This is a genomic window from Thioprofundum lithotrophicum (assembly GCF_055387065.1).
Genome location: NZ_AP042379.1, coordinates 1215727 through 1239076 on the forward strand (window position 1 = coordinate 1215727; position 23350 = coordinate 1239076).

Annotated in this window: 21 protein-coding genes; 2 read left to right on the forward strand and 19 right to left on the reverse strand. The window is 63.6% G+C overall.

The genetic code is table 11. From position 1 onward, the window contains the following. Positions 1-21: 21 nt before the first annotated feature. From atpD to ACZ5BH_RS05850, 15 genes are all read right to left on the reverse strand, one after another. Positions 22-1398 carry a F0F1 ATP synthase subunit beta gene (gene atpD, locus ACZ5BH_RS05780; RefSeq protein ID WP_464890963.1) on the reverse strand — a complete coding sequence of 459 codons (1377 nt, stop codon included), beginning with the start codon at positions 1396-1398 and terminating at the stop codon, positions 22-24. Positions 1399-1442: 44 nt separating this feature from the next. Continuing rightward, positions 1443-2303, reverse strand: a complete 861-nt coding sequence (atpG, locus tag ACZ5BH_RS05785) for a F0F1 ATP synthase subunit gamma (RefSeq protein WP_464890964.1) — start codon at positions 2301-2303, stop codon at positions 1443-1445. A gap of 50 nt (positions 2304-2353) precedes the next feature. Continuing rightward, the gene (gene atpA / locus ACZ5BH_RS05790) at positions 2354-3895 is read right to left on the reverse strand and encodes a F0F1 ATP synthase subunit alpha (protein ID WP_464890965.1); all 1542 of its coding nucleotides are present in this window, start codon (positions 3893-3895) and stop codon (positions 2354-2356) included. 33 nt (positions 3896-3928) lie between these two features. Next, positions 3929-4465, reverse strand: coding sequence for a F0F1 ATP synthase subunit delta (locus ACZ5BH_RS05795; protein WP_464890966.1), 537 nt, complete (start codon positions 4463-4465; stop codon positions 3929-3931). A 12-nt stretch (positions 4466-4477) separates the two neighbouring features. Next, positions 4478-4948, reverse strand: a complete 471-nt coding sequence (locus ACZ5BH_RS05800) for a F0F1 ATP synthase subunit B (protein ID WP_464890967.1) — start codon at positions 4946-4948, stop codon at positions 4478-4480. A gap of 43 nt (positions 4949-4991) precedes the next feature. Further along, positions 4992-5228, reverse strand: coding sequence for a F0F1 ATP synthase subunit C (gene atpE / locus ACZ5BH_RS05805; RefSeq protein ID WP_464890968.1), 237 nt, complete (start codon positions 5226-5228; stop codon positions 4992-4994). A 45-nt stretch (positions 5229-5273) separates the two neighbouring features. Beyond that, on the reverse strand, positions 5274-6161 hold the full coding sequence (atpB, locus tag ACZ5BH_RS05810; protein WP_464890969.1) for a F0F1 ATP synthase subunit A: 888 nt from the start codon (positions 6159-6161) through the stop codon (positions 5274-5276). Positions 6162-6202: 41 nt separating this feature from the next. Further along, entirely contained in the window at positions 6203-6613 is a 411-nt protein-coding gene (locus tag ACZ5BH_RS05815; protein WP_464890970.1) for an ATP synthase subunit I, read from the reverse strand. Between the two features lie 152 nt (positions 6614-6765). Further along, on the reverse strand, positions 6766-7641 hold the full coding sequence (locus tag ACZ5BH_RS05820) for a ParB/RepB/Spo0J family partition protein (RefSeq protein ID WP_464890971.1): 876 nt from the start codon (positions 7639-7641) through the stop codon (positions 6766-6768). A gap of 237 nt (positions 7642-7878) precedes the next feature. Continuing rightward, the gene (locus ACZ5BH_RS05825; RefSeq protein WP_464890972.1) at positions 7879-8673 is read right to left on the reverse strand and encodes a ParA family protein; all 795 of its coding nucleotides are present in this window, start codon (positions 8671-8673) and stop codon (positions 7879-7881) included. A 19-nt stretch (positions 8674-8692) separates the two neighbouring features. Further along, the gene (rsmG, locus tag ACZ5BH_RS05830) at positions 8693-9325 is read right to left on the reverse strand and encodes a 16S rRNA (guanine(527)-N(7))-methyltransferase RsmG (protein ID WP_464890973.1); all 633 of its coding nucleotides are present in this window, start codon (positions 9323-9325) and stop codon (positions 8693-8695) included. A 187-nt stretch (positions 9326-9512) separates the two neighbouring features. Then, positions 9513-9974 (reverse strand): DUF302 domain-containing protein, encoded by a 462-nt coding sequence (locus ACZ5BH_RS05835; RefSeq protein ID WP_464890974.1) that lies wholly within the window; start codon positions 9972-9974, stop codon positions 9513-9515. Positions 9975-10031: 57 nt separating this feature from the next. Next, positions 10032-11930: a tRNA uridine-5-carboxymethylaminomethyl(34) synthesis enzyme MnmG gene (gene mnmG, locus ACZ5BH_RS05840; protein ID WP_464890975.1), complete on the reverse strand. Its 1899-nt coding sequence runs from the start codon at positions 11928-11930 to the stop codon at positions 10032-10034. Positions 11931-12168: 238 nt separating this feature from the next. Further along, the gene (locus ACZ5BH_RS05845; protein ID WP_464890976.1) at positions 12169-12588 is read right to left on the reverse strand and encodes a hypothetical protein; all 420 of its coding nucleotides are present in this window, start codon (positions 12586-12588) and stop codon (positions 12169-12171) included. Beyond that, positions 12581-13156 (reverse strand): nucleotidyltransferase domain-containing protein, encoded by a 576-nt coding sequence (locus ACZ5BH_RS05850; RefSeq protein ID WP_464890977.1) that lies wholly within the window; start codon positions 13154-13156, stop codon positions 12581-12583. The genes ACZ5BH_RS05845 and ACZ5BH_RS05850 overlap by 8 nt, the downstream gene beginning before the upstream one ends. Before the next feature lie 141 nt (positions 13157-13297). On the opposite strand from ACZ5BH_RS05850, the gene ACZ5BH_RS05855 reads away from it, so the two are divergent. Beyond that, positions 13298-13864, forward strand: coding sequence for a chalcone isomerase family protein (locus ACZ5BH_RS05855; protein ID WP_464890978.1), 567 nt, complete (start codon positions 13298-13300; stop codon positions 13862-13864). Between the two features lie 13 nt (positions 13865-13877). On the opposite strand, the gene ACZ5BH_RS05860 is transcribed toward ACZ5BH_RS05855, so the two are convergent. Both ACZ5BH_RS05860 and cls read right to left on the reverse strand, forming a co-directional pair. Continuing rightward, positions 13878-14123 carry a DUF6316 family protein gene (locus ACZ5BH_RS05860; RefSeq protein WP_464890979.1) on the reverse strand — a complete coding sequence of 82 codons (246 nt, stop codon included), beginning with the start codon at positions 14121-14123 and terminating at the stop codon, positions 13878-13880. Positions 14124-14516: 393 nt separating this feature from the next. After that, complete coding sequence (cls, locus tag ACZ5BH_RS05865) at positions 14517-15971, reverse strand: cardiolipin synthase (protein ID WP_464890980.1); 1455 nt, start codon at positions 15969-15971, stop codon at positions 14517-14519. Between the two features lie 149 nt (positions 15972-16120). On the opposite strand from cls, the gene ACZ5BH_RS05870 reads away from it, so the two are divergent. Beyond that, positions 16121-17398, forward strand: coding sequence for a DNA polymerase Y family protein (locus tag ACZ5BH_RS05870; RefSeq protein WP_464890981.1), 1278 nt, complete (start codon positions 16121-16123; stop codon positions 17396-17398). A 225-nt stretch (positions 17399-17623) separates the two neighbouring features. On the opposite strand, the gene ACZ5BH_RS05875 is transcribed toward ACZ5BH_RS05870, so the two are convergent. Both ACZ5BH_RS05875 and ACZ5BH_RS05880 read right to left on the reverse strand, forming a co-directional pair. After that, complete coding sequence (locus ACZ5BH_RS05875; protein WP_464890982.1) at positions 17624-19861, reverse strand: hypothetical protein; 2238 nt, start codon at positions 19859-19861, stop codon at positions 17624-17626. Between the two features lie 289 nt (positions 19862-20150). Next, a complete protein-coding gene (locus tag ACZ5BH_RS05880; RefSeq protein WP_464890983.1) occupies positions 20151-23300 on the reverse strand; it encodes a winged helix-turn-helix domain-containing protein in 3150 nt (1049 codons plus the stop codon). Positions 23301-23350 lie beyond the last annotated feature (50 nt).

Genomic DNA, 23350 nt, shown 5'->3' on the forward strand with positions numbered 1-23350 from the left:
GATAGGGTCTCCTTCGCCCGCTTAGAGCGACTTTGCCTTTTCCACGGCCTCGTCGATGGTGCCGACCATGTAGAAGGCCTGCTCGGGCAGGTCGTCGTACTCGCCCTCGACGATGCCCTTGAAGCCGGCAATGGTGTCCTTGAGGGGCACGTACTTGCCGGGCGCACCGGTGAAGACCTCGGCCACGAAGAAGGGCTGGGAGAGGAAGCGCTGGATCTTGCGCGCCCGGGCCACGATGAGCTTGTCCTCTTCCGAGAGCTCGTCCATGCCGAGAATGGCGATGATGTCCTTGAGCTCCTTGTAGCGCTGCAGGGTGCCCTGCACGGCGCGGGCCACGTTGTAGTGTTCCTCGCCGATCACCAGCGGGTCGAGCTGGCGGGAGCTGGAGTCCAGCGGATCCACGGCGGGGTAGATGCCCAGCTCGGCGATCTGGCGCGAGAGCACCACGGTGGCATCCAGGTGGGCGAAGGTGGTCGCCGGCGACGGGTCGGTGAGGTCGTCGGCGGGCACGTACACCGCCTGGATGGAGGTGATGGAGCCGGTCTTGGTGGAGGTGATCCGCTCCTGCAGGGCGCCCATTTCCTCGGCCAGGGTCGGCTGGTAACCCACGGCGGAGGGCATGCGGCCGAGCAGAGCCGAGACCTCGGTGCCGGCCAGGGTGTAACGGTAGATGTTGTCGATGAACAGCAGCACGTCGCGGCCTTCGTCACGGAAGGCTTCGGCCATGGTCAGGCCGGTGAGGGCCACGCGCAGGCGGTTGCCGGGCGGCTCGTTCATCTGGCCGTAGACCAGCGAAACCTTGTCGAGAACGTTGGACTCCTGCATCTCGTGGTAGAAGTCGTTGCCCTCACGGGTCCGCTCGCCCACCCCGGCGAATACCGAGTAGCCGCTGTGCTCGATGGCGATGTTGCGGATGAGCTCCATCATGTTCACGGTCTTGCCCACGCCGGCGCCGCCGAACAGGCCCACCTTGCCGCCCTTGGCGAAGGGGCAGACCAGGTCGATCACCTTGATGCCGGTCTCCAGCAGTTCGGTGGCCGGAGAGAGTTCCTCGTAGGCCGGGGCCTTGCGGTGGATGGGCATGCGCTTGTCTTCGCCGATGGGCCCCTTCTCGTCGATGGGCCGGCCCAGCACGTCCATGATCCGGCCGAGGGTCTTGGTGCCCACCGGCACCGAGATGGGCGCGCCGGTGTTGGAGACACGCATCTCGCGCTTCAGACCGTCGGAGCTGCCCATGGCAATTGTGCGCACCACGCCGTCGCCGAGCTGCTGCTGCACCTCCAGGGTCAGGCCGGCGTCGTCGACCACCAGGGCGTCGTAGATTTTCGGCATCTGCTCGCGCGGGAACTCCACGTCGATCACCGCGCCGATGATTTGAACGATTTTTCCGGAACTCATTGGCTCTTCCTCAAATTTTCAGTCGATTCTGTACGGGGCGGTGCTCAGACCGCGGCGGCGCCGGCGACGATTTCCGACAGCTCTTGGGTGATGGCCGCCTGGCGGGCCTTGTTGTAGGCCAGCTGCAGTTCGTCGATCAGGCTGCCCGCGTTGTCGGAGGCGCTCTTCATGGCCACCATGCGCGCGGCCATTTCACAGGCGATGTTCTCGACCACCCCCTGATAGACCAGGGACTCGATGAAGCGCATCATCAGGCCATCGACCACGGCCTTGGCATCGGGCTCGTAGATGTAGTCCCAGTGATGCTTCAGCTCGGCGTCGTAGTCCTCGTGGGGAATGGGCAGAAGCTGTTCGATGACCGGCTTCTGGGTCATGGTGTTGACGAATTCGTTGTACACCAGGTACAGGCGATCCAGCTCGCCGGCATCGTAGGCGTCGAGCATCACCTTGATGGTGCCGATCAGATCGGTCAGCGCCGGGGCATCGCCGAGATGGGTGGCCTGGGCCTTCACCGAACCGAGATTGCGGAAGAACACCGTGGCCTTCTGACCAATGGTGCACAGGGCGATGCTGGCGCCCTGGCTCTGCCATTGACCGATGTCCTTGAGCAGGTCCCGGAACAGGTTGTTGTTCAGGCCGCCACACAGGCCGCGATCCGAGGAGATCACGATGTAACCGATGTTCTTCGGCTCGCGATCCAGCAGGTACGGATGCTTGTACTCGGGATGGGCCTGGGCCAGATGGTGGATCACGTTGCGCATCTTCTGCGCGTAGGGCCGCGAGGCCGCCATGCGATCCTGGGCCTTGCGCATCTTGGAGGCGGCCACCATCTCCATGGCACGCGTGATCTTCTGGGTATTCTTGATACTCTTGATCTGCGTGCGAATCTCTTTACCGCTTGCCATGTCTGTTCACCTTCGATTGCGTCCCCGCCGGGGGCGGGGACGGTCAGCCCTTACCAGGTGCTGGTGGCCTTGAACTTCTCGATCGCGGCGATCATCTTCGCCTCGATCTCGTCGTTGAAGTCGCCGGTGCGGTTGATTTCCTCGAGCAGCTCGGCTTCGTTGGACTTCAGATAGGCCTGCAGGGCCTCTTCGAAGTCCACCACCTTGCTCACTTCCACGTCGTCCAGGTAGCCCTTGTTGGCGGCCAGCAGCGAGAAGGCCTGCTGGGCCACGCTCATGGGGCTGTACTGCTTCTGCTTCATCAGCTCGGTGACGCGCTGGCCGCGCTCGATCTGCTTGCGGGTGGACTCGTCCAGATCCGAGGCGAACTGGGCGAAAGCCGCCAGCTCCCGATACTGGGCCAGGTCCAGGCGCACGCCGCCGCCGAGCTTCTTGATGATCTTGGTCTGGGCGGCGCCGCCCACACGGGAGACCGAGAGGCCGGCGTTGATGGCCGGGCGGATGCCGGCGTTGAACAAATCGGTCTCGAGGAAGATCTGGCCGTCGGTGATGGAGATCACGTTGGTCGGCACGAAGGCGGACACGTCGCCGGCCTGGGTCTCGATGATCGGCAGGGCGGTCAGCGAACCGGTCTTGCCCTTCACCTCGCCGTTGGTCATCTTCTCCACGTATTCGGCATTGACCCGCGCGGCGCGCTCCAGCAGGCGCGAATGCAGGTAGAACACGTCACCGGGATAGGCTTCACGGCCCGGCGGGCGACGCAGCAGCAGGGATACCTGGCGGTAGGCCCAGGCCTGCTTGGTGAGATCGTCGTAGATGATCAGGGCATCCTGGCCGCGGTCGCGGTAGTACTCGCCCATGGCGCAACCGGCGTAGGGGGCGATGAACTGCATGGCCGCGGCGTCGGAGGCGGTGGCGGCGACGATGATGGTGTGCTCCAGGGCCCCGTGCTCTTCCAGCTTGCGCACCACGTTGGCGATGCTCGAGGCCTTCTGGCCGATGGCCACGTAGATACAGGTGATCCCCGTTCCCTTCTGGTTGATGATGGCGTCCACGGCCACCGCGGTCTTGCCGGTCTGGCGGTCGCCGATGATCAGCTCGCGCTGGCCGCGGCCGATGGGCACCATGGCGTCCACCGCCTTGAGGCCAGTCTGCACCGGCTGATCCACCGACTGGCGGGCAATCACGCCGGGTGCGATCTTCTCGATGGGCGAGGTTTCGCTGTATTCGATGGGGCCCTTGCCGTCGATGGGGTTGCCGAGGGCATCCACCACCCGGCCCTTGAGGCCGTCACCCACCGGCACTTCGAGGATGCGGCCGGTGCACTTGACCGTGTCCCCTTCGGTGATGTGCTCGTAGGCGCCCAGCACCACCGCGCCCACGGAGCCGGTTTCGAGGTTGAGGGCCATGCCGTAGGTGTTGCCGGGGAACTCGATCATCTCCCCCTGCATCACGTCGGCCATGCCATGGATGCGGACGATACCGTCGGTGATGCTCACCACGGTGCCCTCGTTGCGGGCCTCGGTCACGGCTTCGAAATTCTCGACCCGCTTCTTGATCAGTTCACTGATTTCGGAAGGATTCAGTTGCATTGTCTTCGATTCCTGTAATTGGATCGCTTGCGCTCAGTGCATCAGCGTATTCGCCAGCTGCTCGAGCCGACCGGTTATGGAGGCGTCGATCACCAGATCCCCGGCGCGCACCAGCACACCGCCGATCAGCGACTCGTCGATCTTCACGCGCAGGTTCACTTCCCGCCCCAGGCGCCGCTTGAGGGCCGCGGCCAGCTGTTCCTGCAGCCCGGCATCCAGCGGGAACGCGGAGATCACCTCCACGTCCACCGTGCCTTCGGCCTCGGCGCGGCGCGCTTCGTACAAATCGGCAATCTGCGGTGCCACCTCCAGGCGCTTGTTCTCGATCAGCAGGCGCACGAGGTTGCGCCCCTGTTCATCGAGACCGTCACCGCAGATCTCGAGAAACAGCGCCTCGAGCCTGCTGCGCTCGAACTCGGGGTTGCCGATGAGCTGCCGCATGGTGGGATCTGCCGCCACCACGGCGATGAGCTGCAGCATGCCGGACCACTTCGCCAGCTCGCCCTGTTCGCGGGCGAGCTGGAAGATGGCGTTGGCATAGGGACGGGCAAGGGTGCTTTTTTCTGCCATGCTTGCCGCCCCTTACAGTTGCGCAACCAGATCTTTGAGCAGTGCCTCGTTGGCCTTTTCGTCGATCTCTTTCCGGATGAGCTTGCTGGCGCCGGCCACGGCCAGGGTGGCCACTTCCTTGCGCAGCTGCTCCCGCGCACGGTTGGCTTCCTGTTCGATTTCGGCATTGGCCGCCGCCAGGATGCGTTCACTCTCGGCCCGCGCCTGTTCCTTGGCCTCGTCGACGATCTCGCCGGCCCGCTTGTGGGCCAGGTTGATGATCTCCTGGGCCTGCTGCTTGGCTTCGTGCAGCTCCTCGGTGGCGCGCTTGCGGGCGAGCTCCATCTCGTGCTCGCCACGCTCGGCGGCGGCGAGACCGTCGGCGATCTTCTTCTTGCGCTCTTCGAGCGCGTTCATGATCGGCGGCCACACGAACTTCATGCAGAACCACACGAACACGATGAAGGTGATCGTCTGCCCAATCAGGGTAAGGTTGATATTCATGCTCGAACCTGTCTACGTTGTTCGGGTGAAACGTTTCTCCGGGTTACGCCACCGCGAAGAGCACGTACAGGGCGATACCGACAGCGATCATCGGCACCGCGTCCACCAGACCCATGACGATGAAGAACTGGGTGCGCAGCATGGGGATCAGTTCCGGCTGGCGGGCAGCGCCTTCCAGGAAACGGCCGCCGAGGATGCCGATGCCCACGGCCGCGCCGAGCGCGCCCAGGCCCATCATCAGGGCGCCGGCGATGTAGAGCAGAGCTTGTGCAAGTTCCATGGTCTTCTCCTGTATTTCTGTATTAAAAGTGGAAAGATTGAAGAATCAGTGTTCGTGATGCGCCATGTCCAGATACACGATGGTCAGGGTCATGAAGATGAACGCCTGCAGCGTGATGATCAGGATGTGGAAGATGGCCCAGCCCAGTTGCAGCAGGCCGCCGAAGATCCCCATGCCGATCCCGGCGCTGAACATCAGCGCGATCAGGATGAAGATCATCTCCCCGGCGTACATGTTGCCGAACAGTCGCAGGGAGAGAGAGATGGGCTTGGAGATCAGGGACACGAACTCCAGCACGAAATTGATCGGAATGAACAGGGCCTGGATCAGCGGGTTCTTCGCCTGGAAGGGCTGCAGGGTCAGCTCACCGGTGAAGCCGCCGATGCCCTTGATCCTGATGCTGTAGTAGAGCACCAGGAAGAACACCGCGAAGGCCATGCCGAAGGTGGCGTTGGGATCGGTGGAGGGCACCACCTTGAAATAGACATGGTGGGGATCCATGCCGAACAGGTTCGAGCCGATGAGGGCCGCCAGTTGGGGCAGCCAGTCCACCGGCACCAGATCCATCAGGTTCATCAGGAAGATCCAGACGAAGATGGTCAGCGACAGGGGGGCCACCAGGCTGTTCTTCGCCGTGAAGGAGCCGCGCACCGAACTGTCGATGAACTCGACGATCCATTCGGCGAAGTTGACCACGCCGCTGGGCACGCCGGCATCGGCCTTCTTCGCCGCACGCCGGAACAGCCACAGGAACAGCAGGCCCAGCGTGATGGACCAGAACATGGTGTCCACGTGGATGGCCATGAAACCCATTTCCTTCGCCTCGGCGGCGCTATGGGCGAATCCCCAGGTTCCGTCGGGATGCTTGCCGAACGTCCAGTTCTGCAGATGGTGCTTGATGTAATCCGTCGATGACAGCGCTTCACTAGACATGATGACTCAATCCAAATTTTCAGAAATTCGGGTCGTGCCGTTCAGCGGGCCCGTTGCGGGCGACCGAAGACGAAGCCGGCCGTGGCCACCACGAAACCGATGAGCAGGGCCGGGCCGTGCAGCCGCAGCATCCCCAGCCCCAGCACCAGCAGGGCCAGGACGACGACGAAACGCAGGGCAGCGCTCTGGTAGAAACCGGCGGCACCGGCCATCTCGCCACGGGCCAGGGCGGCATCGTCTGACCGGCCGGTGACCCTCTGCAGCCGCCACGCGGCGGCCAGGGTTCCGGCCAGGCTGGCCGCGCCGCCATACAGCAGCGCCAGCACGAAATCGTTCCCTTGCAGCGGGAAGGCGACCCCGGCCGCGAGGGCCACCAGGATCGCTTGAATCAGGAGCAACCGGTTGCGGGTGCGGCGGAAGGCGAGGTCTTGCAGACTCCGGCTGGCGGACATGGACGCAGCCCTCCCACAGGCCCATCGATTGCAGGGGCGCGAAGTATAGCGGCCCCACCCTACAGGGTCAATGATGAGGGCATAAAGGAATTTTTAACCGATTTTAGATGGCAGATGCCGGCAGAATCAATGGAATATCAATATATTAGAATCTACTTGATATGGTGCAGGATGCCATCCAGCTCATCCACGCTGTTGTACTGGATGATCAGTTTTCCCTTGCCCTTTGGCGAATGCTGGATCTGCACCTTCGCGCCGAGCTTCTCCGACAGATCCTCGGCGAAGCGCTGGATGTCCGGATCGACTTTCGGCGCCGGCTTTTTTTCCGCCGGCTTGAGCAGGCGCCGCACCAGCTGTTCGGTTTCGCGCACCGACAGGCCGCGCTTCGCCACCTCCTCGGCGGCGCGGATCTGGGCCGGCCCCTCGAGGGACAGCAGGGCCCGGGCGTGGCCCATTTCCAGCCGGCCTTCCTCGAGCATCTGCTTGACCTTCGGCTCCAGGCTGAGCAGGCGCAGCAGGTTGGAGACAGCGGCACGGGAGCGGCCCACGGCCTCGGCGGTCTCCTGGTGGGTGAGGCCGAACTCCTCGATCAGGCGATGCAGGGCCGCGGCTTCCTCGATGGGGTTGAGTTCCTCGCGCTGGATGTTCTCGATCAGGCCCATGGCCATGGCGGCCTGATCCGGCACATCGCGCACCACCGCGGGGATCTCGTGCAGGCCGGCGAGCTGGGCCGCGCGCCAGCGCCGCTCGCCGGCGATCAGCTCGTACTCGCCTCCGCCCTCGGGCAGGGGCCGAACCACCACCGGCTGGACCACGCCCTGGGCGCGGATGGAGTCGGCCAGCTCCTGCAACGCCTCCTCGGCGATCTCGTGGCGGGGCTGGAAGCGGCCCTTGCGGATCCGATCCACCGGCAGGTTGCGCAGATCGCCCTCGGCGGCCGACTCCGACGCCGTTTCCCCGGCCTTTTCCGCCGGAATACCGAGCAACTGGTCCAGGCCGCGGCCCAGACCCCGTTTCTTGCTTGCCATGGCTAATGTTTTCCCCAAGATGTCGAAATGAAACCTGAACCCGGGAACCAGACCATCGAGTGCGCACGGCGCCCTCGAGGCCGGGCGCTGAATCATCAAGCGTCTCTTGACCTAAATTTGCCGATCCCGCCCTGTAGGAGCGGCGCACGCCGCGAAAGGAAGTGCGTTTTCGCGGCGTGCGCCGCTCCTACCATAACCCCTTCGAGTCGAAACAATTCCGAGGCATTCATCAACCCGTCAGACGGCGGAACCTGCCAGATTGATGAATTCCTCGTCCTTGCGCAGGATCTCGCCGGCCAGGGCCAGGTAGGCGAGCGCCCCGCGGGACTTGCGATCGTAGCGGATCACCGGCATGCCGTGGCTGGGTGCCTCGGCCAGGCGCACGTTGCGCGGGATCACGGTGCGATAGACCTTGTCGGGGAAGTGCACGATGAGCTGGCCCGAGACGTCGTTGGCCAGGTTGTTGCGCGGGTCGAACATGGTGCGCAGCACCCCCTCCACCCGCAGTTCGGGATTCACGGTGCTGCGGATCCGCTCCACCGTATTGAGCAGCGCCGAAAGGCCCTCGAGGGCGTAGTATTCGCACTGCATGGGAATCATCACCGACTGGGCCGCCACCAGGGCGTTGACGGTGAGCATGTTGAGCGAGGGCGGGCAGTCGACCAGGATGTAGTCGTAGTCCTCGCGCACCGGGGCCAGCGCCTGACGCAGGCGATCCTGGCGATCCGGCAGTTCCATCAGGGCCACTTCGGCGGCGGTCAGCTCGCCGTTGGCCGGCAGCACGTCGTAGCCGGCCTCTTCCGGGCTCTGGCGCACGGCGGCGAAGTCGGCCTCGCCCAGCAGCAGCTCGCAGGTGGTCAGCTCCAGGGCATTCTTGTCCAGCCCGCTGCCCATGGTGGCGTTGCCCTGCGGATCCATGTCCACCAGCAGCACGCGGCGTTTCGTGGCCGCGAAGGAGGCCGCCAGGTTGATGCAGGTGGTGGTCTTGCCCACCCCGCCCTTCTGGTTGGCGATGGCGATGATGCGACCCATGTTCGTGTCCTCGTGCGTGTCAGCTTGCGGCCCGCACCACCAGCAGGTGGCGCTCGGCGTCCAGGCCCGGGATTTCGAGCCGGTGCACGGCCTCGATGGCCCAGTCCGCCGGCAGGGCCGTCGCTTCCGCTTCCGGATAGACGCCCTTCATGAACAGGAAGCGCCCGTCCGGGGCCAGCAGGTGCGCGGCCTGGCCGATCAGCTCGGCCATGCCGGAAAAGGCGCGGCTGACGATGCTCTCGAAAGGCTGTGCCGGCCGGAAATCCGCCACCCTGCACTGTACCACATCCACGTTGCCCAGCCGAAGTTCCGCCACCGCCTGGATCAGGAAGCGCACCTTCTTGCCGTTGCTGTCGAGCAGGGTGAAATGCCGCGCCGGCGCCGCCAGGGCCAGCGGAATCCCCGGCAGGCCGGCCCCGCTGCCCACGTCCAGCACCCGCTCGCCCACCAGATACGGCCGCACCGCCAGCGAATCGAGCAGATGCCGCACCACCATCTGCGCCGGCTGGCGCACCGCGGTCAGGTTGTAGGCCCGGTTCCACTTCGCCAGCAGGGCCACGTAATCCAACAGTGCCGCCTGGACGTCCAGCGGGATGTCCAGGTGCAGGGCAGCGAGGCCGTCGGCGAGTTTCTGTGCAAGATTTTCGGGCATGGGTTCAGACGCCACTGCAAATGACGCAGAGGGTGCAGAGACGCAGAGGACGCCGAGTTTTTCTGTTGATTACGGCCATCTTTCTCCTTATCAGAGCGCTTCATCGCCACAAAAAATGCTGGCCACTATCCAGCTTCTCCATGCTCTCTGCGTCTCTGCGCCCTCTGCGTTCCTTCCACCGGCCCGGCTATTTGCCAACGGCAATGTCGGTCAGCCTGTCGAGGGCGCCGCGCATCTTCGCCACGACGGCGGCGCGATCTTCGATGTCGTGGCGTTCGGCGAGGTAGCCGGGATCATTGTAGCCAAGCCAGACCCGGCCCTTTTCGTCCTGCCAGGCCAGGGCCTTCATGGGCAGGTCGATGCCGGCGGTCTGTTTGGAGGTGAAGAAGTGGCTGCCGAGCTTCGGGTTGCCGAACACCAGCAGTTCGGTGGGCCGCAGTTCGATGCCGGCGGCCCGGGCCCTGGCGGCGTGATCCCAGCGCAGGGCGATGGTGATGCCCTTCTTCTTCAGGGCCGATTCCAGGCGATCCAGGGTCTGTTTCACGCTGTAGGGGCTGCGCTTTACGATCAGGCCCTCCACGTCTTCGTCTGCCTGGACGGGCGGCAGGGCAAACAGCAGGGCGGCGGCGAGGATCAGCAGTAGTTTCATGGCAAACCTTCCTTGTGTCGTGTCTGACGTTGGGGCGGGTCCCGCAAGGGGAAGACGTCAGCCGGTGCGTTTCTGTTCCATCCGGCCCCGGTGCTTCTTCAGGTGCACCAGCAGCAGCGAAATGGCCGCCGGGGTCACGCCGGGAATGCGCGCGGCCTCGCCGAGGGTGGCGGGGCGGCGGCGCTGCAGCTTCTCCAGCACTTCGGCGGAGAGGCCGCGCACGCCGCTGAAATCGAAATCCTCGGGTACCGGGGTGCCGGCATGGCGCCGGGTGCGCTCGATCTCTTCCCGCTGGCGGTCAATGTACCCTGCGTAGCGGGCCTGGATCTCGACCTGTTCGGCCACTTTCGCATCCGCCACCGCCGCGCCGGCGCCGGGCAGGCCCATCAGGGCGGCGTAGTCCACGCCGGGGCGGCGCAGCAGCTCCAGCAGGCTCGCCTCGCGGGACAGGGGCTGGCCGAGCACGGCCGTGGCCGCCTCCGGCGGTACGTCCTCCGGACGCAGGCGGGTGGCGGCGAGGCGCGCGGTTTCCCGCTCGATGGCCTCGCGCTTTTCACAGAAGGCCGCCCAGCGGGCGTCGTCCACCAGCCCCAGTTCGCGGCCCTTTTCGGTCAGGCGCAGATCGGCGTTGTCCTCGCGCAGCAGCAGACGGTATTCGGCACGGCTGGTGAACATGCGGTAGGGCTCGCTGGTGCCGAGGGTGATGAGATCGTCGATCAGCACGCCGATGTAGGCCTCGTCGCGCCCCGGCGTCCAGGGGGCCTCGCCGCGGGCGGCGCGGGCCGCGTTGAGGCCGGCGATGAGCCCCTGGGCGGCCGCCTCCTCGTAGCCGGTGGTGCCGTTGATCTGGCCGGCGAAGAACAGGCTCGCCAGGTGGCGCGTCTCCAGCGAGGGTTTCAGATCCCGCGGGTCGAAGAAGTCGTATTCGATGGCGTAGCCGGGGCGGGTGATGTGGGCGTTCTCGAAGCCGCGGATACTGCGCACGAACTCGAGCTGCACGTCGAAGGGCAGGCTGGTGGAGATGCCGTTGGGATAGACCTCGCGGGTGTTCAGCCCTTCGGGCTCGACGAAGATCTGGTGCGACTCGCGTTCGGCGAAGCGCACCACCTTGTCCTCGATGGAGGGACAGTAGCGCGGCCCCACGCCCTCGATGACACCGCTATACATGGGCGAACGGTCCAGGCCGCCACGGATGATCTCGTGGGTGCGCGCCGTGGTGTGGGTGATGTGACAGGGAACCTGTTCCGGGTGCTCGTCGGGCGAGCCGAGGAAGGAGAACACCGGCACCGGCGTGTCGCCCGGCTGGGGCTCGAGCCTGCGCCAGTCGATGCTGGCCCCATCGATGCGCGGAGGGGTGCCGGTCTTGAGCCGTTCGACCCGGAAGGGCAGCTCGCGCAGGCGCGCGGCCAGGGCGTTGGCCGGCGGATCGCCGGCCCGCCCGCCCTCGTGGGAGGCCAGCCCCACGTGGATCCGCCCGCCGAGGAAGGTGCCCACGGTGAGCACCACCGCCCGGGCCCGGAAGGTGATTCCGAGCTGGGTAATCACGCCGGTGACCCGGTCGCCTTCCACCACCAGATCCTCCACCGCCTGCTGGAAGAGGGTGAGATTCGGCTCACGCTCCAGCGCCTCGCGCACCGCCTGGCGGTAGAGCTGGCGGTCGGCCTGGGCGCGGGTGGCGCGCACCGCCGGCCCCTTGGAGGCATTGAGGATCCGGAACTGGATCCCGGCCCGGTCGGTGGCCCGCGCCATCAGCCCGCCGAGGGCGTCGATCTCCCTGACCAGGTGCCCCTTGCCAATCCCGCCGATGGCCGGGTTGCAGCTCATCTGGCCGAGGGTGTCGAGGTTATGCGTCAAAAGCAGTGTGCGCGCGCCGCTCCGGGCTGCGGCCAGGGCCGCCTCGGTGCCGGCATGGCCGCCGCCGACCACGATGACGTCGAAGGTATCCGCGTAGATCATGCGCCAGGGGAATCCTTGGGGGAGAGGGCGGGTATTGTACGGGGATGGTTACATTTTCGCCAACCCGGAAGCCCCTGCGCCCGGGCCCCTGGGGCAGCGGGAAGAAATACAAGCGCTGCTGCCTGCATTGACCGGACAGGAAAGGATCGCCCGGACAGCAGGGGTGTTGACAGGCAGTTGAAAAACACCGTTTTTCGACAGCCTGTCAGGGACAAACCTGTCACATCAATTGGGCCGCTCAATCACCGGCAAGCGCCTTGACCCACGCTGCCACCTGACGAGCGACACGCAAGGTGGCAGCGACCAGTTGTTCGTCCACATCCATATACCCTTCGTATTCGGCCAGGTTGCGCTTGCGGTGAGCCTGATCGAGCACGCGCCACTGCTCAACAGGCAGATCCACCGTATGCCGGAGACACTGGAACACCAGGTAACGGGACTCCGAACGAAAGCCCCGAAGTCGCAACGCTGCAAGCGCCAGGGCATGGGCCGCGTTGTAGGCCAGATCGAAACGGCTTTCGAGACTGAGTTCCGGACGTTCCGCGTCGTCCAGCCGACGCAGGCCTGAATGTACCAGGCCCTGAATTTCAGCTTCTGCCGGCGGCTCGGTCTTGAGCTGACCGATACGGACCAGGTTTTCGAGCTGCTGGTCACCCATTTTCGGCTCCTGTCAGCACGATATGGTCACCCGACAGCACACGGCAAAGAAACGGGTTGCCGCGCTCTTTCCGGTCTTCGAATTCGTTCAATGTATACAGAGTGGGGTTGATCTTGCGGCCCAGGGCTTCCTCCACGGGCGCAAGCACATGGTACACCTCCTCCAATGTGACACCATCGGCAACGATCAGCAGATCGATGTCACTGGCGGCCGTATCCACTCCCCTGGCGACAGAGCCATAGATCGTGGCAAACCGGATGCGGTCTGCCAACGGCTCCAGGGATTCGCGGATCGGTTCGGCCAGGCCCACGGTCTTTCTCACCAGGCCGCACAGCTCCCTGAACACCGGTGATTCAGGGTTTGCCTGGTAGTGCTTCTGATTGCCGATGCGCTTGACGGTCACCAGGCCGCTCTCGGCAAGGCGCCTGAGTTCGCGCTGGACGGCGCCGGAACCGGCGCCGATGCGGTCGATCAGCTCGGAGGTGTAGAAACTGCGCCCGGGCTCGCCGAACAACAGTGCCAGGACCCGTTGCTGGGTCTTGGTAAACAGGGCATCAGCCAGACTCATGGGCGCAGGGTTGTCTGCGGCCCCCTTGCGGCGTGTTGACCGTGAGTGCCTGGCTGTTGACAAATTACCCATAACGAGCAGTATAGTACCCACAGTGGGTAATCCACAAGCCGTCACCACCATCATACGGAGGGGATCGCCATGATTCGCCGCTTGCCGCTGCTGTTCGCCTTGCTGCTCGCTCTGCCGTCACAGGCGCGGGAGGTGGCCGGGGTTGCGTTGCCCGAAACAGTCACGCTGCGCGGCGACGCCACGCCGCTGGTGCTCAACGGGGCCGGGGTGCGGCGCAAGTTCTTCTTCAAGATCTACGTGGGCGCGCTGTATCTGCCCGGGCCGGTGTCCACGCCCGAAGGCGTGTTCGCCGCGGCGGGGCCGAAGCGGGTGAGGATGGTCTTTCTCTACGACGAGGTGGCGCGGGAGAAGCTGATCAGGGGCTGGAACGAGGGTTTCGAGGCCAATCAGCCGGAAGCGGCCCTGGCCGGGCTGCGCGCCCGGCTGGATCGCTTCAATGGGCTGTTTCCGGACGTGAAACGGGGCGACGTGATCGATCTCGACTACCTGCCGGACCACGGAACGCAGGTCTGGATCAACGGCAGGCTGGCCGGCACCATCGAGGGGGCCGACTTCAACCGGGCACTGCTGGCGGTGTGGCTGGGCGAGGCACCGGCCGATGCGGATCTGCGCGAGGCGCTGCTCGGGGGGAAATGATCGCCGCCCCGGCTCACCAGCGCGTGGCCAGGGCGGGGTGACGGCCGAAGCGGCGCTCACGGCGTTGCCGCTGGACCTCGAGCTGCTCGGTCAGAAACCGCTCCAGCGCGGCTTCCGCCTCCGCCCGGCTGGCGAAGGGGCCCTGATCGGGGCCGCGCCGCACGGCGAAGTACCACTGCCCGTTCTCGCAATGAAACCGATCCGACCGAAACGGCGGATAGGGGGGATTGCGTTCCGGCTGGCTGTCTTTGCCTGTCATGCCTGTTCCTCCTCTTTCCCTGTCTTTTCCGTCATTCCTTCGATTCCAGCATAGATCACGGCACGCCCGCTGCCTGTCGGCGCGTGCGGAAAGCGGTGTAGGACAAGGATTACGGTAACGAACAGGCGGTTCGCTTCTGCCAGTTCCCGAACGCCCTTGGCCATTGATCCAACATCAGGCACGCCCTGGAGGTTGGGGGACGCGTTTCGTGACACGCCGTGAATACGTCCCTGTAGGCGCGACGGCCGCATCCCTGCGGCCGACGGTCACGAAACGCGTCCCCCAACCTCCAGGGCTCCATGCTCACATAAAACCATGACAAACATCCCGGGCTGCCATGCCGGCTCCGCTGCGCTTGAGCCGGCCTGCATGGACGGGACGGCTACCCGCCACTCACAACACGGGCGCAAACAGCCTTGCCACCCGGGCGCCGAGGCGGAAGAGCCAGGGGCGATGTTCGAATTCGCGCATGTCGAGTTCGCGGCACTGGCGGAAATCCGCCTCCAGCATGGCCTGCGTGTCGCGCACGAAGGCGGCGTCGGCGAACAGCAGGAAGATCTCGAAGTTGAGGCGGATCGAGCGGTTGTCGAGATTCGCCGTGCCCACGCCGGCCAGGGTGTCGTCCATCAGGAACACCTTCTGGTGCAGGAAGCCCCGGCGATAGCGGAAGATCCGGATCCCCACCGGCAGGGTTTCCTCCAGGTAGGCGAAGCTCGCCATGTACACCAGGCGGTGATCGGCCTTCTCGGGAATCATCAGGCGCACGTCCACCCCGCGCAGGGCGGCGAGTTGCAGGGCGCTGACGATGGTGTCGTCGGGCACGAAGTAGGGGCTGACGATCCACAGGCGCTTGCGGGCCATGTGGATGATCTCGGTGAACATCAGGCCGCAGGTCTCCAGATCGTCGGCCGGACCGCTGGGCAGCACCAACACCCGCTGGTTCTCCGGCCGGGGCGCCACGTCCCAGGCCAGCGCCGGGATCTCTCCGGTCATGGCATGCCAGTCCTCCAGGAAGGCGAGCTGGATCCCCAGCACGGCAGGGCCGTGGATTTCCACGTGGGTGTCGCGCCAGGGGCTGAGGTCGGGATCCCGGCCCAGGTATTCGTCGCCCACGTTGTGGCCGCCCACCCAGGCGGACAGGCCGTCGGCCACCACGATCTTGCGGTGATTGCGGAAGTTGAGCTGATAGCGGTGGGGATGACGCCGGGTGCGGCCGTGAAAGGCCTGCACTGCGATGCCCGCCTGGCGCAGACGGGCCAGGTAGGCCTCGGGCAGATCGAAACTGCCGATGGCATCGTACATGAAGTGGATCCGCACCCCGGCCTGCGCCCGGGTGATCAGCCGCGCCTGCAGTTCACGGCCGATTTCGTCGTCGTGAACGATATAGAACTGCACCAGCAGGTAGTCCTGCGCCGCTGCGATGCCGGCGAAGATGGCTTCGAAGGTCGCCTCGCCGTCGATCAGCAGCCGGCCCCGGTTGCCCACGGTGAAGGGCATGGCCGCCAGTTCCTCGAATACCGACAGATCCCGCGCCCGGCCGCGGAACTCCGCCTTCAGCGCCGGCAGGTGCCGCGCCGCCACCGACCGGGCCAGCGCCTGCAGGGGCTGGCGCCCGGCCCGGCGGGCGCGCACGTAGCCGACGAACTTGCGCTCGCCGAAGACGAAATACACCGGCAGCCCCAGCACCGGAAACATCACCAGGAACAGCGACCAGGCGATGGCCCCCTGGGGGGTGCGCGCATTGAGCAGGGCCACCACCGCCATCACCAGCCCGGTGAGGTGCAGCACGGTCACCAGCACCGCGAGCACCGGCGAAAGCTGGGCGAGATAGAAGTCCAGTTCCGTCATTGACGGCCATCATCGCGCCAAAACCGGCGAGCCACAAGCGGCTTGATCGTTCTCTCAAGGTTCTCTATTATGGAGAACGTAAGGAGAACGACAGTTCGGCCTCCTTTCTTCGATGCGAGTACTCACCAACCATACATTCCCCTGAACCCATGAGTCCGTCCCGTTTCTGGAAACGTGCCATCGTGCTCCTGGACATGAACGCCTTCTTCGCCGGCATCGAGCAGCGCGACGATCCGAACCTGCGCGGCCGGCCCGTGGCCATCACCAACGGCACCACCGGCACCTGCATCATCACCTGCTCCTACGAGGCACGGGCGCACGGGGTGCATACCGGCATGCGCCTGCGCGAGGCCCTGGAACGCTGCCCGGATCTGATCCAGCGCCCGGCCCGGCCCGAGCGCTATGCCGAGGTGTCCCGCGCCATCATGCAGGCCCTGCACGACGTGTGTCCCGACGTGGAGATCTTCTCGGTGGACGAGGCCTTCGTGGACGTGACCCGCTGCCAGAAACTGCACGGCCCGCCGGAGCGCATCGCCCGGCTGCTCAAGGCGGCGGCCATGGCCGCCTCCGGCGTGCCCTGCTCGGTGGGGCTCTCCGGCGACAAGACCACCGCCAAGTACGCCGCCAAGCTGCGCAAGCCCGACGGCTTCACGGTGATTCCGCCCTGGGAGGCCCGGGCCGCGCTGCGCGAGGTGCCAGTGACCGAATTGTGCGGCATCAACAGGGGAATCGGCGACTTCCTCGCCGCCCGTGGCGTGATCACCTGTGGCGACATGGCCCGCCTGCCCATCGGCGAACTGGCGCGGCGCTTCGGCAATCCGGGGCGGCGGGTCTGGCTGATGTGCCAGGGGCTCGACAGCGAGCCGGTGCGCACCGACGTGCCGCCGCCGAAGAGCATCGGTCACGGCAAGGTGATGCCGCCGGACACCCGCGATCCGCGGGTGCTGCGGGTGTTTCTGCTGCACATGAGCGAGAAGGTGGGCGCGCGCCTGCGCCGCCACGCCATGCTGGCACAGACCTTCTTCATCGGCCTGGCCACCCGCGACAGCTGGCTGGCCGATCACTACCGCAGCGAAGCGCCCACCGACGACGGCCGGCGGATCTACCGCCTCGCCCGCCGCCTGCTGCACGACCAGTGGCGCGGCCAGGGCATCTTCCAGGTGCAGATCCGCGCCCTCGATCCCCGCCCCGCCGACGGCCAGCTCGGCCTCTTCGACACCCCTGCCCATGGCCCCGGCAACGCCGTGATGGACGCCATCAACGCCCGCTACGGCGAATTCACCCTCGCCCCCGCCACCCTGCTCCGGCGCTCCGACATGCCCAATGTAATCGCCCCCTCATGGAAACCGTTCGGGCACCGGGAGACGATTCTGCATGGTTTCGTTCAGGGTCGGAGTAGGGAACACGAGGGTAAACACATGACTTAAACTTTCGCGAGACTTACACTGCGCAGGAACCAATTTTGAGTGAATTGCATGTTCGTCAAAGAATAGCTTTCGCAGGGCATGACTCCTTGGCCTTGTGTGGAGTAACTTTTAGCACATATATCTGTAACATGAAACTCTGCGTGGCCCATGCCACGCAGAGTTATCATCAAGGTCAGAGCGCATCACGCTTTGGCATTTTTCAATAAAGTTTTCCTCGCGATTCCATCAATTTACAAGCCCACCAGCTGGAACAACCCATTTCATAGGCAATGGGTTAGCGTCATCTCCAGGCTGCGGCGTCTCTTCATTGTTGCGACTTGAAACATCCCCAAATACAGCAATCCCCACACTTGCTTGAGTAACAGACCATGTTGTCGACAAATCCATTTCGACTCTATCCGGGTATTGACCAAAAACGGTAACGTGTAGCGAATCGCTGACTCCTGTTGTAGAAACACTGCACGAGGCAGAACCTACAACACAATCAAGTTCCCATCCACTTGTTGATTCAAAAAAACCAGGATACCCACTAATACCAATCACCCTAGCATTTGAGATATTTCCATTATCCCCACCAACATACATAGAGACAGCAATTGACGATGCATTTAGATAATCCACATCGAATGCCCTTGACAATGTTGCATTCTGATCTGGTGTTTTAGCGATGGGTGACCAGAGCCTGTTGGCCAACTCATGAATCGGCCTTAGATATTCATTATACCATGCATAGTCCATCTGATGATGCCATAGATAGGAATTCATGACCGTCAATTGCTCATTGAAACCATTATAAAATTGCCAGTCAACCTTCCACAGATCCGCAGTATTTACAGGACCAGACAAAATCGCACCTGAAGCATACAGACCAGAATATAATTGAACAGCAAACCATGCGAGCAAACCTCTCCGTGCAAAGCTTTTTGTAACAAGCCAATGCTCAGGCGAGAAATCATATTCACCAGGCGGCAATAATGTCCCGATAGGCAGAGCATGATAATTCCATGCCCCAGAACCCGCTGTCAATATAGCAAGATGGTGTTCAGGGTGCGGATCTTTCGTGACGAACCTCATCACACCATCAGCACTAATACTTGCTTCTATGGATAGATCCAGGGCCTCACCGAAACGCACATCAAAAAAACCGGGCCTTGAAAACAATGATTCAGCATTCCACGACCAAGAAGCAATACCGTTAGCAACCGTTACTGTCGAGCCAAGTGGATAAACTGCTTGCTGAAGGCCTTGCTCTACCAACCCAAGATCCACTGTAGCGCCAGTATATACCTCTAACACAAAAGCGTCAGATATCGAAGCTGATGCTGGAGGAACAGCAGAAGCTGGCACAGTTACATTCACAACCTTTGTAATGCCAGACAAATCCTGACCTTGCGGACCAATTGCCTTGATTTTGTAAAAATATTTTTTGCCAGGATCAAGACTGACATGCAGATAACCTGCACCATATATATTATCGGCCAGCAGCGTTGAGGCTGTCTCATCAGGATAAACTGAATAATATATCCGATAACGTTCCACCGATCCTTCCCAATTCAACATTACCACACCTGAAGAAGTTGCTACTGCGCTCACATTTATTATATCTCCAGCAGAAAGATAAACTTGATCTGAAAGACTCGCCAGACATGACGCTCCGGTTTTATCAAAAGCACATCCTGCGGAATTCATAATATTTGAAACAAGCTCAAGTTTTTCTGATCCAGTGCTCAATGCTGCTGCCGTCGTCATGAATGAGGTGCATGAATAAGCTGCACCCATAACCCCAAGAGGAGAAAGCACTCCAGTTGAGACAGCAGCGACGGAGGCAACACAGCCTACGCCATTCAATACAAGGCCGGCCATTTGCATGGCCCACAAATCCCATGTTGTATAAACAGCATTATTATTCGTAGCGGCAACCAATAGTCCATTTCCTTGACCACTAACAGTAGGTGACGAATTTTGATTCAATTGTTTAAATAAGCCTTGAATTTCAATCAGGACTTTTGGGTCTAGCTGGGACGTTGCGGAAACAAGAACGTTGTTTCTTGAATCCACAATCTCGATTTGAACATCACTGTCTGATTGGTAAGTTAGGTTGATTCTGGATCCATCATGGCCTTTTATCGTTACAACCCTTCCACTTGAGTCAAACAGATATTCAACGTAATCACCTCCTTCAGTCATATGACCAATTCCATTGATCTTAAATTCACCAGTATTCGGTTCTTTTTTTTCGAGTATCCCAACAAGTTCTTTTTTTCCATCTACCCAATAAATATTTGACAGCCGCGAGTCCGATACCCCTATTTGTTCATTGACCGCTGCATATTTAATCGCCTGTTTAGAATCTGTATTCACAGATTGCGAGCCACCACCGCACGCTGCGAGAACAAAAACCGCAGTGATGCCAAAGACTGCAAACAGCCCCTTGCCAATTTCGTTCATCTTATCTTTGAGCATTTTATAGCCCTCATACATAACGTTGAAAATCTCACGTGGCCTTTGTAGTACGAACAGTCAGAGCCACAGGCTGTCGAAATACGATGTTTCGCAACATCTCGGCAAAGACTGCTGGTTTTACTTCAGGCTGGCAAATTACTTTCATACAAAATTCTTACACCGCCGGTCTGCAATGCCTCCTATAACAAAAGAAATATCGTTGTCATCGCAAAACGCCGTCCGGTCCAAGGGTCGAAAACCGGTCGGGAACGATGGCGTCAGCGGGGTGATCCGGCGGTTCGGTTGCGTGTCATTCGGAATGGAGATCTACGCCCAACACGTTGCTGGCGTGGCGCAGGAGGGATTCGGCGCGGGCCGTGAGGCCGCGGTCGCAGCAGCGGCGGTAGAGGGCGCGGAGGATTGCCGGGGAGCGGGGCTGGAGGCGGAGGGCGGTGTCGAGGTGGTGCATGGCTTCGTCGGGCCTGCCGGCGGCCTCGAGGAGATCGGCGAGGGTGCAGGCGCCCCCGGCGTGAAGCTCGGCCAGGCCGGCGCGGTGGGCGTCGATGTCGGACAGGGCCTGTTCGTCTGCCGCGAAGGGGCCGTGGTAGCGGGCAAGACCTGCCTCGAGGGATTCGGTGGCGCGCCAGGCATGGCCGTTGCGCGCCGCTTCGAGGCCGGTGCGGATCCTTTCGGCAAACTCATCCGCATCCAGGATGACCGCCTGCAGGGAGAGGATGCCGTTGCGCAGCGGCACATGCCCGGCGGCGTCGGCGCCGAGCGACTTGCGCAGTTTCGTTCGCAGCCGTGCCAGGGTCGTGTCGAGGGCGCGCCGGGCCTTGTCCTCCGGGGAATCCGGCCACAGACTGGCCAGGATTTCGTTCACCGGCAGGACGTGTCTGGGCGTCATTGCCAGCAGGATCAGGATCTGCCGTTCGCGGGCGGTGAAGGCGTCACCCGACAGGCTTGCCGTCTCTCCAAAACCCAGGCGCACGCCGCCGAGCAGATCGAGATGCAGGCGACGGCGGATCTGCCCCTCCTCGACGGCCATGTCCCAGTGGCTGGCCAGCAGGCGGCGCGTCACGGACGGCGCCCATCCCTCCGTGACCGCCCGTTCGAACAGGGGCAGGAGCAGGTCGTTTTGCCAGTCGGCGCAGGCACGCATGCCGTGGCGCTCGATCAGCTCGGCAAAGGCCTCGAAGCACCGTTGCGCGGCCGCGCGATCTCCCCGGTCCAGGGCCAGCAGGGCCTGATACAGGCGCCCCGCTGCCAGGACCTGGGGTTTGGCAATCCGCTCGGCAAGGGTCACGGCCTCTTCGAGCAGCGCCGATGCGGTCTCCCCGTCTCCGGTCAGCAGGCAGGCCACCGCGTGACTGATGTGGTTGTAGCCGGCCTGGTGCGGATCGCCCACCCGCAGGTGAAGGCGGCAGGCCTTGCGGGCGGTTTCCATGCCCTGTTCGCGGTTTCCGTTGTGCAGCCGGGCGATGGCCAGCCTGTCCAGCAGCAAACCGCGCAGGAGTTCCGATTTTGCGACGAGCGGGTGGTTCAGGGCTTCCTGCAACAGGGCACAGGCATCGGAAGATCGGCCGAGGGCGTCCAGGGCTTCGGCGCGCCACTTGACGATGAAGGCCATCACCGCCTCGCCCTCCCGGGGCGCCTGGGCGGCCGCCCTGTCGAGCCAGGCGAGGAGCGTGCGGTATTCCCCCTGCAGCTGGTACCAGTTCAGGAAGGCCGCCAGCGCCATCTGGCGCGTGGACGCGGTGACGAAGGGGCTGGCCAGATCCCGCCAGAGCCGTTCCAGGTCGTCCTGCACCACGGCGTACTGGCCGAGCATCATCTTCTGCAGCGCCAGGAAGTAGCGCAGTCGCACGGCGACATTGACCATGCCCGCCTGCTCGGCCACGCCCAGGGCGCGCAGGAGGTGCCGACGCGCGACATCGTGTTCGGCCCGTATCATCAGGTTGGCGATACCGAGATAGGCGTCGATCTTGGCCAGGGCATAGGGCTCCATCGCGGACCCCTGCCGTGCGTAAAGCGCCTCTGCCCGCTCGAGCAGGCGCAGGCTCGCCAGCGGCTGGCCCAGCAACAGGCCGTGGTAATGGACGCGCTGGACCAGGGCCAGCAACTCGCCATGGGGATTCTCTTCGCGCCGGAACTGCGCCTCGGCGGCCTGAAGCCACCTGTCGCTCTCGGCCCGCGACATTTCCAGCTGTGCCGATCCGTGCAGCAGCAACAGCCAGGCACTGGAACGCAGCAGCGGTTCGGGAAGCCGGGAAGTGACCTCGAGGATGGCCTGATAACGGCCACGCCGCAGCTCGCGCATGCCCGCTTCGAGCAGCGTGCGCGCAGCCAGCTCGGCCTGCTCCGCCTCCAGGAAACGCTGCGCGGCCATGAGACCGTCGCCCTGCGCGGCCAGGCAGTGACCCGCCAGCACGCAGGCCGCCCTTCTGGCCTCCCGGTCCCCGGCGTCCAGCCGGCTGGCGAGCCAGGTTGCAAACAGGGGATGCAGACTCCAGGGCGTGTTCCGATCGTTGCCTTCCGCGCAACGCCGGGCCACGCCGGCCTGCGCCAGCGTTTCCAGTTCCGCCTGCCAGTGTGGCCAGGCGATCTGCCGGCCGGCCTCCGCCGGCGTGAATTCGTCCACCAGCGCCAGACCCGGCAGCCTGCCCTGCAGCCCTGGCGGAAGACTCTCGAAGAGCTTGCCGAAGATCTCCGTGGCGAGCTGTTCGATGGAATCGGCGCGATCGAGTCGTGCCAGCGGATCCCGACCTGCGTGGGAGAGCATCGCCAGGGCCAGCGGCCAGCCGTGAAGTTTCTCCTGCAGGGCCGCAAGGCGTTCGGCTGACAGGTGCTGGCCACGGGCCAGGCGAAACCAGGCGTGCACTTCCGCGTCTGAGAAGCGCAGGGCGGCTTCATCGAATTCCTGCGCCTTCGTGCGCCAGGGCACGTTCAGCGCCGCCAGGTCGATACGGCTGGTGACGATCAGCATGGCCCGCGGGGGCAGTGCCTCCACCATGACGGCGACGAAGCGCAGGGCGGCCCGGCGGCCACGCGCGTGGTGCAGATCGTCCAGCACCAGCAGCCAGCCTTCGGGGAACAGCTCGCCGAGGCGCGCCACGATGTCCCGCAGGCGGCGCAACAGGGCTTCGGTGTCGCCCTGGGCATCGGCCAGCTCGGCCTCGCAGCGGCGGATGACGGCATCCGGCACCATGGCGTGAAGCGATCGCAACCAGGCCCAGGCCAGCCGGGCGGGATCGTCGGGGGATTGCGGCATGCGCCACCAGGCAACCGGCCGTTCCTCCGAATCCGCATACTGCCGGGCGAGGATCGACTTGCCCATGCCGGCCGGCGCGCACAGGGCAACCACCGGAAACTGCCGGAACGCGCCGCGGATGGCGCCGGTGAGACGGGGACGCTCGAGAACGGAACCACGGGGCCTGCCCGTGCGCGCAATATCAGCCAAGACAACCAGACTCCTTTTCTCTGCTCGGCAGCACGGCTGTTTCCACACTC

Excerpts from the sequence above, each read along its gene's own strand:
- atpD (WP_464890963.1), bottom strand. The coding sequence starts at position 1,398 with ATGAGTTCCGGAAAAATCGTTCAAATCATCGGCGCGGTGATCGACGTG.
- ACZ5BH_RS05800 (WP_464890967.1), bottom strand. The coding sequence starts at position 4,948 with ATGAATATCAACCTTACCCTGATTGGGCAGACGATCACCTTCATCGTG.
- atpG (WP_464890964.1), bottom strand. The coding sequence starts at position 2,303 with ATGGCAAGCGGTAAAGAGATTCGCACGCAGATCAAGAGTATCAAGAAT.
- atpB (WP_464890969.1), bottom strand. The coding sequence starts at position 6,161 with ATGTCTAGTGAAGCGCTGTCATCGACGGATTACATCAAGCACCATCTG.
- ACZ5BH_RS05795 (WP_464890966.1), bottom strand. The coding sequence starts at position 4,465 with ATGGCAGAAAAAAGCACCCTTGCCCGTCCCTATGCCAACGCCATCTTC.
- ACZ5BH_RS05875 (WP_464890982.1), bottom strand. The coding sequence starts at position 19,861 with ATGCTCAAAGATAAGATGAACGAAATTGGCAAGGGGCTGTTTGCAGTC.
- ACZ5BH_RS05825 (WP_464890972.1), bottom strand. The coding sequence starts at position 8,673 with ATGGGTCGCATCATCGCCATCGCCAACCAGAAGGGCGGGGTGGGCAAG.
- rsmG (WP_464890973.1), bottom strand. The coding sequence starts at position 9,325 with ATGCCCGAAAATCTTGCACAGAAACTCGCCGACGGCCTCGCTGCCCTG.
- atpE (WP_464890968.1), bottom strand. The coding sequence starts at position 5,228 with ATGGAACTTGCACAAGCTCTGCTCTACATCGCCGGCGCCCTGATGATG.
- ACZ5BH_RS05845 (WP_464890976.1), bottom strand. The coding sequence starts at position 12,588 with ATGGGTGACCAGCAGCTCGAAAACCTGGTCCGTATCGGTCAGCTCAAG.
- mnmG (WP_464890975.1), bottom strand. The coding sequence starts at position 11,930 with ATGATCTACGCGGATACCTTCGACGTCATCGTGGTCGGCGGCGGCCAT.
- ACZ5BH_RS05855 (WP_464890978.1), top strand. The coding sequence starts at position 13,298 with ATGATTCGCCGCTTGCCGCTGCTGTTCGCCTTGCTGCTCGCTCTGCCG.
- ACZ5BH_RS05870 (WP_464890981.1), top strand. The coding sequence starts at position 16,121 with ATGAGTCCGTCCCGTTTCTGGAAACGTGCCATCGTGCTCCTGGACATG.
- cls (WP_464890980.1), bottom strand. The coding sequence starts at position 15,971 with ATGACGGAACTGGACTTCTATCTCGCCCAGCTTTCGCCGGTGCTCGCG.
- ACZ5BH_RS05815 (WP_464890970.1), bottom strand. The coding sequence starts at position 6,613 with ATGTCCGCCAGCCGGAGTCTGCAAGACCTCGCCTTCCGCCGCACCCGC.
- ACZ5BH_RS05820 (WP_464890971.1), bottom strand. The coding sequence starts at position 7,641 with ATGGCAAGCAAGAAACGGGGTCTGGGCCGCGGCCTGGACCAGTTGCTC.
- ACZ5BH_RS05860 (WP_464890979.1), bottom strand. The coding sequence starts at position 14,123 with ATGACAGGCAAAGACAGCCAGCCGGAACGCAATCCCCCCTATCCGCCG.
- atpA (WP_464890965.1), bottom strand. The coding sequence starts at position 3,895 with ATGCAACTGAATCCTTCCGAAATCAGTGAACTGATCAAGAAGCGGGTC.
- ACZ5BH_RS05850 (WP_464890977.1), bottom strand. The coding sequence starts at position 13,156 with ATGAGTCTGGCTGATGCCCTGTTTACCAAGACCCAGCAACGGGTCCTG.
- ACZ5BH_RS05835 (WP_464890974.1), bottom strand. The coding sequence starts at position 9,974 with ATGAAACTACTGCTGATCCTCGCCGCCGCCCTGCTGTTTGCCCTGCCG.